Source organism: Halalkalicoccus subterraneus, from assembly GCF_003697815.1.
In the GTDB taxonomy this organism is placed as follows: Archaea; Halobacteriota; Halobacteria; order Halobacteriales; family Halalkalicoccaceae; genus Halalkalicoccus; species Halalkalicoccus subterraneus.
On the sequence record NZ_RDQG01000041.1, the window covers coordinates 1 to 11,471 of the forward strand.

Below are 11,471 nucleotides of genomic sequence, written 5' to 3' on the forward strand. Positions count from 1 at the left end.
AGGTCGTGGAGGTGTTTGTTGAGCTTCTGCTGGCGTTCTGCGAGCTGACCACGGCCCACGTACTCCGCGCGGAAGTGTGCAGTCAGCGAGTCGACACAGACCAGCCGAACCGGCCACTCGCTCTCCTCGCTCTCGCCGGCGAGCTCCTTTGCCTTCTCTGCGAGCAGCATCTGGTGGTTTGAGTTGAACGCTTTCGCGACGTGGATCTTATCCAGTACGTCCTCGATGAGCGCGTCGAGTGCGGCCTCGTCGTTCGGCCCGCCCTCGATCTCGCGGTGTTCGAGCGTCGCCGCGATGACCTCGTCATCGAGCCCACGGACCATGTCGTCGATCCGCTCGGGTCGGAAGGTGTCCTCCGAATCGATGAAGATCGCGCTCCCCTCCAGTCCGCCCTGCTCGCGGGGGAGCTGGACGTTCACCGCGAGCTGATGGGTGACCTGGGACTTGCCGGCACCGAACTCGCCGTAGACTTCGGTGATCGACTGGGTCTCGACGCCGCCGCCGAGCATCTCGTCGACCTCCGGGATAAGCCATTCGAGCTTGCCGATCCGTTCGCGCCGTTCGAGGACCGTCGAGCCGGTCTCGAACCCGCCGACGTCGGCGGCGTTCCGGGCCGCCCGAATGATGTCGCCGGCGCTCGATTCGCCAACGTCCGCCGTGTTCGAGAGTTCGGCGGGGCTTGCGACCGCGAGGCTGGTGTAGGTATCGTAGCCGTTATCGAGGAGTTTCTCTGCGGTTGCGGGACCGACACCAGGGAGGTCTTCGAGGTCTGAGTCAGCTGCCATACTCCTCCCTTACGCCTATACCCGTATAAACGCTCGTTAACAGGGGAGCGAAAGTGAAACTACACGACGGGATAGGGGTCAGGATCGAGAGAGCCGAACGTTCAAAAGCCGATCAGTCCCAGGGGTGTTTGTCGGGGGAGTCGGGCCACATCGGATACCAGTAGTCAGTGTTGTCCTCGAGGCCGAGTTCCCCATCGAGAACGCTCTGGAGTTTGAACTCGACGGACTGGTCGCGCTCGCGTCCGCGAGTGGGTGCGAAGGGGTAGTACGCGCCACGGCGGAAGGAGTAGACCCAGTAGAGGTAGTTCGAGTTCCTTTCGAACGTGAAGAGGGCCGCCAGCAGCCGCGAGCCGTAGCCCCGCTCGATGAAGGTGTCGGCAGCGAAATGGATGCTGGTGACGAGGTCCTCGGGGTCGCTATCAGTGAGGACGACCCAATGATAGCCCTGCTGGTCCATTTCGATCGCGGCACTCGTCCCGGTTTCGGCCTCGCCGGCCTCGAGGATGTCCCTGACCTCCCGAAGCGTGTCCTCGAAGTCGGTGCTGTCGACGCTCGAAAAACAGAGCGCGGCCGAGCCTTCGTTCGGAAATCCGAGGTCGGCCTCCATCGTCATGTAGGCCGTGCTCATCCCGAAGAGGTCCTCGGGGTCGGCCTCGCGGGTGGCGTCGTGTTCCGCACTGTTACCGAAGATCGCGCGGACCGTGTCCATAAAGCCCATATCGATACCTATCGCCCCCGATACAACAGTTCTCCGGCCTTCCGCTCAGGCCGTCTCCAGTTCGCGTTCGAGGTCGCGCAGTTTCTCGATGCGCTTTTCGGTCGAGGGGTGCGTGCTCGCGATCTTCCCGATGAAGCCCGACTTGATCGGGATGATGAAGAAGGCGTTCATCTCGGCCTGCTCGCGCATGTCCTCCTTGGGCACGCGGTCCATCCGCCCGGAGATCGTCATCAGCGCGCTCGCGAGAGCACTTGGTTTGCCGGTGATCATCGCCGCGCCGCGATCCGCGCTGTACTCGCGGTAGCGCGAGAGCGCACGAATGAGGAGAAAGCTGACGATCCAGACGACCAGCGAGACGAGGATCGCCACCCAGACGGGCGCCTGGTTGCGTCCGTCGCCGCCGCTGAACAGCCAGCCCCAGCGCACGACGATGAACGCGAGCGTCGAGAGGAACGACGCGATGGTCATGACCATCACGTCGCGGTTCTTGATGTGGGACAGTTCGTGAGCCAACACGCCTTCGAGTTCGTCCTCGGAGAGCGCCTGCAGGATGCCCGTGGTCACACAGACGGTGGCGTTCTTCTGGTTGCGTCCGGCCGCAAACGCGTTGGGCACGCGCGAATCGGTGACGGCGACCGTCGGCTTGGGCAGGTCGGCCTGTCGCGACAGGCGAGTGATCGTGTCGTGAAGCTGCGGGTATTCGTCCTCGCTCACCTCGCGTGCGCCCATGCTCTTGAGCGCGAGGGTGTCGCTGAAGAAGTACTGCACCAGCGAGAACCCCCCGAGCATGATCAGCATGGGGATCGCGCTGCCGAAGTACGCGAAGAGGACGCCGGCGAACACGATGTAAAGGGCGAACAACAGGAAGCCCGTGAGGACCATCCGGCCGCGCAGCCCCCAGTCGGTTTGCCACTGCATGTACCCACGATACGGTCCCGAACGTCTAAAGCGTTGAGTATTTCTCGCACGACACGAGACGGATCCAGTCCTGCTGGTCGAGTAGCGCGACGCTTAACCGACCGGATCGGGTAGATCGGGTATGAGCCGATCCGCCTTCTGCCCTCGCTGTGGCGACCCTGTCGAGGGCGGCGAGCGTCCGGACCTGCCGGGCGCGCCCGCCGCCGGCGAGACGGGACTCTGTGATGTCTGTTACTTCGAGGACTTCGAACTCGTTTCCGCCCCCGAGAAGATGACGATCCGAGTCTGTGCACGTTGTGGCGCCGTCCACCGTGGGAACCGCTGGGTCGACGTCGGCGCCGAGGACTACACCGACGTGGCGATCGACGCCGTCACCGAGTCGCTCGGCGTGCACCTCGATGCCGAGGAGGTCGCCTGGCAGGTCGAACCCGAACAAGTGGATCAAAACACGATCCGGATGCACTGCCTTTTCACGGGCGTGGTCCGCGAGGAGATACTCGAAGAGCAGGTGGTCGTTCCGGTGTCGATCTCCCGGGAGACCTGCACGCGCTGTGGCCGGATCGCCGGCAGCTACTACGCCAGCGTCGTCCAGTTGCGTGCGCGGGACCGGACGCCGACGAGCGAGGAACGCGAGGCCGCAAAGGAGATCTCCCACGCCGTGGTCGAGGAGATGGAGGAAACGGGCGACCGGGACGCCTTCGTCACCGAGATCACCGACACCGACGATGGGGTCGACGTGAAGGTCTCGACGACCAACATCGGCAAGAAGATCTCCCAGCGGCTGGTCAACCGCTTCGGCGGCTCTTTCAGCGATTCGGAGACGCTCGTCACCGAGGACGAGGACGGCAACGAAGTGTACAGGGTGACCTACGCGGTCCGTCTGCCGCCGTTTACCAGTGGGGACGTCATCGACCCCGAGGACGGGAACGGGCCGGTGGTCGTCCGCAGCGCCCGGGGCACGGTCAAGGGCCGCCGGCTCGCAACAGGCGGGCGCTACGAGTCGAGTTTCGAGGAGGGTGACTCCCCCGATGCCCGGCGACTCGGCCGGGTCGAGGACGCCCAGCAGACGACGCTCGTCGCGGTCGAGGACGAGCGGGCAGTCCAGGTGCTCGACCCCGAGACCTACGAGTCGAAGACCATCCCCCGGCCGAATTTCCTCGACGCCGAGTCGGGGACCATCCCGGTACTGAAGAGCCGCGCCGGTCTGCACGCCGTCCCCGAGGACGGCTCGGAATGAGCGACGACGACCCGCTCGCGGCGATCGTCCCCAAACCCGACGGCGAACGGACGATCGACGCACTCCGCGAGGAGGGCGTCTACGACGACTCCCGAAAGGTCCGCGAGGCGGGCGGGGACGCGCTCGCGCTACCCGTCACCGCACCACCGACCGAAACCGCGGTACGGGAGGTGATCCGCCAGCCGAACCCCGAACCCCGCACGCACGGACTGGAGGAGATGCTATCTGAGCGGGGCTGGGACGACGGGGAACTCGAACGCGTGCCCAGCTCGTGGGCGGTGATCGGAACCGTGATCCTCGCGCGTTTCGAGGAGGACTGTCCGCGCGAAGGAGAGGTCGGCGAGGCGCTGTTGGAGCTACACGGCAGTGCGGACACCGTCCTCGCTCGCGAGGGAATCGACGGCACGCACCGCGAGCCATCGGTCCGGATCGTGGCCGGTGCGGGCGACACCGAAACGGTCCACACCGAACACGGGACGAGGTACGCACTCGACCTCGCGCGGGTGATGTTCTCGCCGGGCAACAAGCGGGAACGCGCCCGGATGGGCGAGGTCGTGGAGGAAGGCGAGCGCGTGCTGGACATGTTCGCCGGGATCGGCTACTTCGCGCTGCCGATGGCCCGGGCCGACGCGCGCGTGACGGCGATCGAGCGAAACCCCGTCGCGTTCCGATACCTGCTCGAGAACGCGGTGCTGAACGGCGTCGAGGACCGGATCGACGCCTACCGGGCGGACTGTCGAGACGTGGAGATCGACGAGGTCGACCGGGTGGTGATGGGCTACTACGACGCCTCGGAGCCCCGAGACAGCGGGGAGACGGGCACGTCCTACGAGTACCTCCCGAGCGCGCTCGGGGCACTTCGCGACGGTGGCGTCCTCCACATGCACGAGACGACCCCGGAATCCGAGATCCCGGAACGACCCGTCTCGCGGCTCCGGGAAGCCGCGGCGAACGCCGGCAGAACGGTCGATGTCCTCGATACGCGGCGTGTGAAGAGTTACAGCGCGGGCGTCGCCCACGTCGTCCTCGATGCACGGGTCGGCCGTAGCGATTAATTACAGCGAGCGACTGGGGAGAGTATGGACAGACAACAGGCCATCGCGCTCGTTCTCGTGATCCTGATGGTGGGCTCGATGATCGGCAGTCTCGCCCTGATCTAACCGTCGCCCCAAACGTCGTTCAGCGGGTGGTTCGTCCCTCGATCCGACCCCGACGTGCCCGACCCGCCGGTCCGTGAGGGGACCGACCGGGATGACTGGCCGGACCGTGATCCGGTCCGCCGGCCCGGGGTGGTCCCGTTGGTCCCCACACTCGACTCGAAGGGGGGCAGCTCCGGCGACCCCATCCGATCGACCTGCTCGGCGAACCACGGCGGCATGTCGCTTCGTGCGCGCTCAAAGAGGTCGAGCAGGCTCGAATCCGCGAGATAGGTCGCCCCGTAGTCGTCGGGCGAGCGCACGACCCGCCCACAGGCCTGGATCACCGTTCTGAGCGCCGCGCGGTGGTACCACGCCCACCGACCGCGTTCGAGGCGGTGGGCGACCCGCGAGTCGCGCGTGTTCAGATACGGCGCCTTACAGATCACCTGCCAGCGGGCCAGATCGTCCGCCAGGTCGAGCGCTTCTTCCATCTTCACCGAGAGAAAGACGTCGGCTCGGTCGCTCTCCTTCCACGCTTCGAGGGCCGCATTGCGGTCCTCCCGGTCGTGGGTTCGCATCCGGTCGCCGACGCCGAAGTCCGAGAGGAGCGAGGCGAGTCGATCCTGGATCGCATAGGAGTGGGCGTGGACGATCCCCTTCTCGTCGCTGTGGCGGGCCATGATCCGCACGAGCACGCGTGCGACCTTCGGGATCGTTCCCTCGCGTTCGTCGTAGGTCATCTTCCCCTGGGTGACGTCGTACAGCGGGCGGTTTTCCACGGGAAACGTGTGGCCGACGTCGACCAGCGCGACCCGATCGGGGTCGAGGCCGACGCCCCGGCAGAACGCCTCCTTGTTCAGGATCGTCGCCGAGAGCAGGGCGAAACGGTTCGCCCGGTCCCAGACGGTATGCGAGAGGTAGCGCTCGGGGTTCATCGGCTTGATCGACAGGGAGCGATCCTGACTCTGATCGACGGTCCAGGTCGTCGGGCTCTCGGGATCCCGAAAGTCCTTCACGAACCAGTCGAGATCGCCGATCAGCTCCTGCAGGCGGTCGCGTTCGGCGGCCTCGTCGGGACTGAGTTCCTCCTGAGCGAGCAGGTCGTCCTTCCGACGGGTACAGGTCCCGGAGAGCGACTCGGCGTAGCGGGCCGTACGGGAAACCGAGGGCTCCTCGGGGACCGAGAGCTCCTCCCACATCGGGACGGTTCGGGGCCCCAGATCGATCGTCGCGTACATCTCGGCCCATTCGGCGAGCCCGTGGGCCTCGTCGATCACGCAGACGTCGCGGGTGCGAAAGACCTCCGAGCCGGCGGTCTGCATGAAGTAGGCCAGCGTCATCGCCGCGATCGAGCGGTTGGAGGCGATCGCTCTATCGGAGAAGTACGGACAGCGATGCTTCACCGAGCAGTCGTAGCCCCGCTCGCGGGTACAGGGCGCGCGGTTGACTTTCGTGTTCTCCTCGCCGGGAAGGATGCAGGTGTAGTTGCCCTTTCCGCGGATCACCTGAAGGTCCGAGAGGAGAGGATCGCCCGCCACGTCGTCGAGCTGCGAGACCTGGGGCGTGGTGTAGTACGCACCGGTGGCCTGCTTGGGTTCGCTCTCCTCGACCGTCCGGGCGGCTCCGCAGATCGCCCGTGCCAGCAGGGACTTACCGCTGCCGGTGGGCGCGCGCACCAACACCACGTCGTTACCGGCCTCGAAGGCCGCACGGATATCCGAGAGGGCCGAGCGCTGGTTACCCCGGTAGGAGGGCGCGGGGAACTCGTTCTCGATGCGGGCGGGCTGCACTATCGGAGACGGGGCCGGGACAGCCCTAAAGGTAGCGGCTCACTCCGAGAGCGCGGCGACGTCGCTCGCCCCCGGGTGGTCAGGCAAACGCTCGATGCACTTATAACAGAGGAAGTGTTCGGTGTCGTCCTCGAACTCGAGGGTCATCCCGCCCGTGGGCTCCTGGGAGAACGACCAGATGTCGGCGACGCCGCCGGCGATGTGGACGCGCTCCCCACAGCCGTCACACTGCTCGGTGACCATGACCGGCCGTTCTCGCCGCCGAACGAAACGCCTGTCGGCCGAGCCCGCGGAACGGATTGACCGTCTTTAAGGGATATTAATTAGTAAGAATATGATTGGCCATAGAAGGCTTAAAGAAAAATAATACATTCGGATAAAATCCATATAGTTTGCTATTCGTTCTCTTTTATCGGGAAGAGGCGAACACCCTTTCGACAAGTATATATTGAATAGTCGAAAACAGAGGGTATCGCGGCATAACGCAGATCATGAGAAAACAACGTTCATCCAACCCAGCCCTGAATCGTCGGAGTCTTCTGAAGTACGTCGGCACTGCCGGCGCCGTCGGCCTCGCCGGTTGCGCCGGCGGGGGCACCGGCGACGACAACCCGAACAGCAGCGGCAGCGGCAGTGGCGGCAGCGGCGGTGGCGGTGGCACCTCGGGCGAACTCTACTTCGCGCAGGTCAAGGGCGCACTCGATTTCGATCCGATCGTCCTCAACGACGTTCCCTCCCAGCAGATCGTCGGCCAGATGTTCGAGGGACTGTACGCCTACAACGAGGATTCAAGTGGGGTCAATCCCGTACTCGCGTCGGCGAACCGGAAGTCGAGAACGACGGCCAGCGGTACATCGTCGAAATGGTCGAGAACGCGACGTTCCACAACGGCGACCCCGTAACCCCCGAAGACGTCGTCTACTCCTTCGTCGCTCCCCTGGAGGAGGAAACGGAGAACGCCGGTGAGGTCGACATGATCGATTCGGTCGAGGCCATCGACGACCGGACCGTACAGTTCGACCTTGCATACCCCTTTGGGCCGTTCAACTTCACGTTGGTTCGCGAGATAGTTCCACAGTCCGTCCGCGAAGAGGACAGGGACGCGTTCAATCAGCAGAGTCCCGTCGGGTCGGGCCCCTTCCAGTTCAGCGAGTGGCAGGAGGGCGAGTACGTTCGTATCGAGAGCTACGACGACTACTGGGGCGAGAACGCCGCCGAGCTCGATTTCGTCGAGTTCAGCGGCGTCGAGGAGCAGTCGACCCGCGTGACGACGCTGCAGACCGGCGAGAACGACGTCATCGAGACCATCCCCCCGCAGCTGTACGACCAGGTCGAGGGGATGGGCGACGTGACCATCGACGAACAGCCCGCTATCGGCTACTACTACCTCGCGTTCAACTGTGGCGAGGGGCCGACGTCGGACCCGCTGGTTCGCGAGGCGATCGACTACTGCTTCTCGATGGACCAGGAGGTCGCGAACTACGTCGAGCCCGCGGGAGTGCGCCAGTACAGCCCGTTTCCGCAGGCCGTCATCGACGGCTGGGACTTCCCGATCGATCAGTGGGCCGAGATTCCCCACGATCCGGACATCGAGCAGGCCCAGCAGCTCTTCGAGGAGGCCGGCGTTCCCATGGACTACGACTGGCGGATCATCGTCCCGCCGGACGACATGCGCGAGCAGATCGGCGTCGGCGTGGGCAACGGCCTGCAGGAGGCCGGCTTCGAGAACGTCGAGGTCCAGCGCCTCGACTGGGGCGCCTTCACCGATGCCTACACCTCCGGGGCCGAGGACGACTTCAACATGTACTCGCTCGGCTGGTCCAGCGACCCCGATCCCGATGCGTTCGCGTACTACATGTTCGCCCAGGAGAACGAGGGCGTCACACAGGGGGTCTTCTACGACAACGACGAGGTCGACCAGCAGATCCTCGATGCGCGTCAGTCGGCCGACGAAGAGGAGCGTAGACAGCTCTACATCGAATCGACCACCACGATCCTCGAGGATCGGGTCCACCTGCCGGCGTACAACCTGATCAACGGCTACGCGTTCAAGGACTACGTCTCGGGCTACCAGTCACACCCCGATTCGGGCACCATCCCGCTTGCGGAGTCGTTCGCGACGACGTCCGTCGAGTAGACGAACGGTCACCATTCGGAGAGATTCGTTTTCGGATCAACGCGGTTATAACGACGGCTCGGTTGCATCGAACTCACAGCACGCGAACGTTCATAAAAAAATACCAATAGAACAACCACATGGGACTCCTTCGATACACGGCGTGGCGGTGCCTGCAGGCGATCCCCGTCCTCGTCGGCATCCTGACGATCACCTTCTTCCTCACCAACGCGATTCCGGGTGATCCCGTCAGCATCATGCTCGGGCCAACCCCGAGCGCCGAGATGGTCGAGCAGATACAGGCTCGCTACGGACTGAACCAACCGCTGCACGAACGGTATTTCAACTACTTGGCCGGCGTCGCACAGGGCGATCTGGGCCACAGCATCTACTACGACGTGCCTGTCCTGACGAAGATCATCGAGCGCCTACCGGTGACGGCGTATCTCGTCTTCTCGTCGTTCGGGTTCGCGCTGCTGACGGCGATCCCGCTCGGCGTGATCTCCGCGGAGCGGCGCAACGAGCCGGTCGATCACGTCTCGCGGATCATCGCGCTGATCGGCGTCTCGACGCCCTCCTTCTGGATCGGGCTGTTGCTGATCATCGTCTTCTCGTTTCAGTTGGGGCTGTTGCCCGCGACGGGGCTGTTCCTCCCGTGGGCCGACCCCGCGAACGTCCGGGGGGCAGTTACCCAACTCGACGTCGTTCTCGAGTCGTTCAAGCGACTGGTGATGCCGATGGTCGCGCTCGGAACGCTACAGATGGCCTCGATCACCCGCATCGAGCGCTCCTCGATGGTCGACTCGCTGCAGAACGAGTACGTCAAACTCGCGCGCGCCTACGGCGTCGACGAGCGCGGTGTGGTCTGGAAACACGCGTTCAAGCCGGCCCAGCTTCCGGTCATTACCATCGTCGGGCTCGGGCTCAGCACGGCGCTGGGCGGGGCGGTGCTCATCGAGACCGTCTTCGAGATCAACGGAATGGGGCGACTCATCATTCAGGCGATCAACAACCAAGACTACCCGCTGATAATGGGCACGACGTTCATGCTCGGGGCGCTGTATCTGGTCGGCGTCATCATCACGGACATCTCGTATGCGTACATCGACCCGCGGGTCAGCTACGGTGAGAAATAATGGCAGTACACGAATCACAGGGGGAAGAGGAGTTCGCCGACGAACCCACGGAGGGTGGCGTGGACGAAGTCGAAGCCCGCGTCGGCCTGTCGTACACGCTCAAGCAGGTCAAACGCGACTCGACGGCCCGGTTCGGCTTTTACCTCATCGCGTTCATCACGGCGATCGCGGTCTTCGCAAGCATCGATTACTACCTGCTCGACTACAGGATGGCGGAGGCCATCCCGTTCCTCCATCACCCCGAGCGAGATCCCATGGAAATCAACACGCTGTTGCCGCCGGTCGGAATGGAAAACGGGCTCGGCTCGGGAACGTGGGAGTACCCACTGGGAACCGACCACCGCGGTCGGGACATCTTCACGCGGATGATCTACGGCACGCGCATCGCGATGACCGTTGGCCTGTCGGCGACGGCGATCGGCCTCGTCGGGGGCACCCTCGTCGGGGCGGTCTCGGGCTACTACGGGGGCTGGATCGACGACGTCCTCCAGCGGATAGCCGACACCATCTACGCCATCCCGTTTCTGGTGCTGGTCATCGCGTTCATGTCGGCGTTCGGGCGCGACATCAGTTACGCGATGATCGGGGTTGGCATCGCCTCGATACCGGTGTTCAACCGACTGATCCGCTCGCGGGTCGTCTCGATCCGCGAGGAGGAGTACATCGAGGCGGCCAAGGCCGCCGGGGTGAAAGACAGGAACATCATCCTCAAACACGTCATCCCCAACAGCTTCGCGCCGGTGTTGGTCCAGGCGACCCTGCAGGTCGGCGTCAGCATCCTCATCGTCGCCGGCCTCTCGTTTCTGGGCTTCGGTGCACAGCCGCCGACCCCCTCGTGGGGACAGATGCTCGCGGCATCGCGAAACTACATGCTACCGGCGCCGACGTTCAGCATCTGGCCGGGCATCGCCATCCTCGTCACCGTGGTCGCGTTCAACCTCCTCGGTGACGGGCTGCAGGACGCACTCGATCCACGGATCAACAACTGACAATGAACGAGGAACCACTGCTGAAAGTAGAGAACCTGAAGACCCAGTTCTTCACCGAAGACGGCACCGTCCGGGCGGTCGACGGCATCTCCTTCGAGGTCTATGAGGGCGAACTCGTCGGGCTGGTCGGCGAATCGGGGGCCGGAAAGAGCGTCGCCGCCATGAGCATCATGCGGCTGATCGACAGCCCCGGTGTCATCGTCGACGGCGAGGTGACCTTCAAGGGCGAGACCCTCATCGGCTACGAGGAAACCACCGGAGAACCCGGCGAGCCGCCCGAACTAGTCGAACGCGAAGGAATGCTCACCGAGGAGCAGATGCGAACGCAGGTTCGCGGTCGGGAGATCGCGATCATCTTCCAAGACCCGATGGAGAGTCTCAATCCGGTCTTTACCGTCGGCTCACAGGTGAGAGAGTTCATCGAACTCAACCGCGACCTCTCGGGCGAGGCGGCCAAGGCCGAGACGATCGATATGCTCCGGGAGGTCGGCATCCCCGAGCCCGAGAAACGCTACGAGCAGTACCCCCATCAGTTCTCGGGCGGGATGCGCCAGCGCGTGCTGATCGCGATGGCGCTGGCCTGCGAGCCCAGCCTGATCATCGCCGACGAACCGACGACGGCGCTCGACGTCACCGTCGAGGG

Annotated in this window: 10 protein-coding genes and 1 pseudogene; 6 read left to right on the plus strand and 5 right to left on the minus strand. The window is 64.3% G+C overall.

The window, feature by feature from the left end; genetic code table 11:
• From radA to htpX, 3 genes are all read right to left on the minus strand, one after another.
• Positions 1 to 785: DNA repair and recombination protein RadA (radA, locus tag EAO80_RS11105; protein WP_122089959.1), on the minus strand; the 785-nt coding region annotated here is incomplete at its 3' end.
• Positions 786 to 897: 112 nt separating this feature from the next.
• The gene (pspAB, locus tag EAO80_RS11110; RefSeq protein ID WP_122089960.1) at positions 898 to 1,503 is read right to left on the minus strand and encodes a PspA-associated protein PspAB; all 606 of its coding nucleotides are present in this window, start codon (positions 1,501 to 1,503) and stop codon (positions 898 to 900) included.
• A 45-nt stretch (positions 1,504 to 1,548) separates the two neighbouring features.
• Entirely contained in the window at positions 1,549 to 2,421 is an 873-nt protein-coding gene (htpX, locus tag EAO80_RS11115) for a zinc metalloprotease HtpX (protein WP_122089961.1), read from the minus strand.
• Between the two features lie 121 nt (positions 2,422 to 2,542).
• Here htpX and EAO80_RS11120 point away from each other — a divergent pair, with 121 nt between their 5' ends.
• The gene (locus EAO80_RS11120) at positions 2,543 to 3,658 is read left to right on the plus strand and encodes a 60S ribosomal export protein NMD3 (RefSeq protein ID WP_122089962.1); all 1,116 of its coding nucleotides are present in this window, start codon (positions 2,543 to 2,545) and stop codon (positions 3,656 to 3,658) included.
• Positions 3,655 to 4,713 (plus strand): class I SAM-dependent methyltransferase, encoded by a 1,059-nt coding sequence (locus tag EAO80_RS11125; protein ID WP_122089963.1) that lies wholly within the window; start codon positions 3,655 to 3,657, stop codon positions 4,711 to 4,713. Before EAO80_RS11120 ends, EAO80_RS11125 begins: the two co-directional genes overlap by 4 nt.
• A gap of 101 nt (positions 4,714 to 4,814) precedes the next feature.
• On the opposite strand, the gene EAO80_RS11130 is transcribed toward EAO80_RS11125, so the two are convergent.
• Both EAO80_RS11130 and EAO80_RS11135 read right to left on the minus strand, forming a co-directional pair.
• Positions 4,815 to 6,587, minus strand: a complete 1,773-nt coding sequence (locus EAO80_RS11130; RefSeq protein ID WP_122089964.1) for a helicase C-terminal domain-containing protein — start codon at positions 6,585 to 6,587, stop codon at positions 4,815 to 4,817.
• Positions 6,588 to 6,626: 39 nt separating this feature from the next.
• The gene (locus EAO80_RS11135; RefSeq protein WP_122089965.1) at positions 6,627 to 6,830 is read right to left on the minus strand and encodes a DUF7561 family protein; all 204 of its coding nucleotides are present in this window, start codon (positions 6,828 to 6,830) and stop codon (positions 6,627 to 6,629) included.
• A 248-nt stretch (positions 6,831 to 7,078) separates the two neighbouring features.
• Between EAO80_RS11135 and EAO80_RS11140 the strand changes: the two are divergent.
• The 4 genes and pseudogenes from EAO80_RS11140 to EAO80_RS11155 all read left to right on the plus strand — a co-directional run.
• Positions 7,079 to 8,724: pseudogene (locus EAO80_RS11140) on the plus strand (ABC transporter substrate-binding protein).
• Between the two features lie 119 nt (positions 8,725 to 8,843).
• Positions 8,844 to 9,839, plus strand: coding sequence for an ABC transporter permease (locus tag EAO80_RS11145; protein ID WP_122089966.1), 996 nt, complete (start codon positions 8,844 to 8,846; stop codon positions 9,837 to 9,839).
• Positions 9,839 to 10,828 (plus strand): ABC transporter permease, encoded by a 990-nt coding sequence (locus EAO80_RS11150; RefSeq protein ID WP_122089967.1) that lies wholly within the window; start codon positions 9,839 to 9,841, stop codon positions 10,826 to 10,828. Before EAO80_RS11145 ends, EAO80_RS11150 begins: the two co-directional genes overlap by 1 nt.
• A gap of 2 nt (positions 10,829 to 10,830) precedes the next feature.
• On the plus strand, positions 10,831 to 11,471 hold a 641-nt coding region (locus EAO80_RS11155), incomplete at its 3' end, for an ABC transporter ATP-binding protein (RefSeq protein ID WP_162993979.1).

Bases quoted from the DNA above. Each gene is read 5' to 3' on its own strand.
- pspAB (WP_122089960.1), bottom strand. From the start codon at position 1,503: ATGGGCTTTATGGACACGGTCCGCGCGATCTTCGGTAACAGTGCGGAA.
- htpX (WP_122089961.1), bottom strand. From the start codon at position 2,421: ATGCAGTGGCAAACCGACTGGGGGCTGCGCGGCCGGATGGTCCTCACG.
- EAO80_RS11120 (WP_122089962.1), top strand. From the start codon at position 2,543: ATGAGCCGATCCGCCTTCTGCCCTCGCTGTGGCGACCCTGTCGAGGGC.
- EAO80_RS11125 (WP_122089963.1), top strand. From the start codon at position 3,655: ATGAGCGACGACGACCCGCTCGCGGCGATCGTCCCCAAACCCGACGGC.
- EAO80_RS11135 (WP_122089965.1), bottom strand. From the start codon at position 6,830: ATGGTCACCGAGCAGTGTGACGGCTGTGGGGAGCGCGTCCACATCGCC.
- EAO80_RS11145 (WP_122089966.1), top strand. From the start codon at position 8,844: ATGGGACTCCTTCGATACACGGCGTGGCGGTGCCTGCAGGCGATCCCC.
- EAO80_RS11150 (WP_122089967.1), top strand. From the start codon at position 9,839: ATGGCAGTACACGAATCACAGGGGGAAGAGGAGTTCGCCGACGAACCC.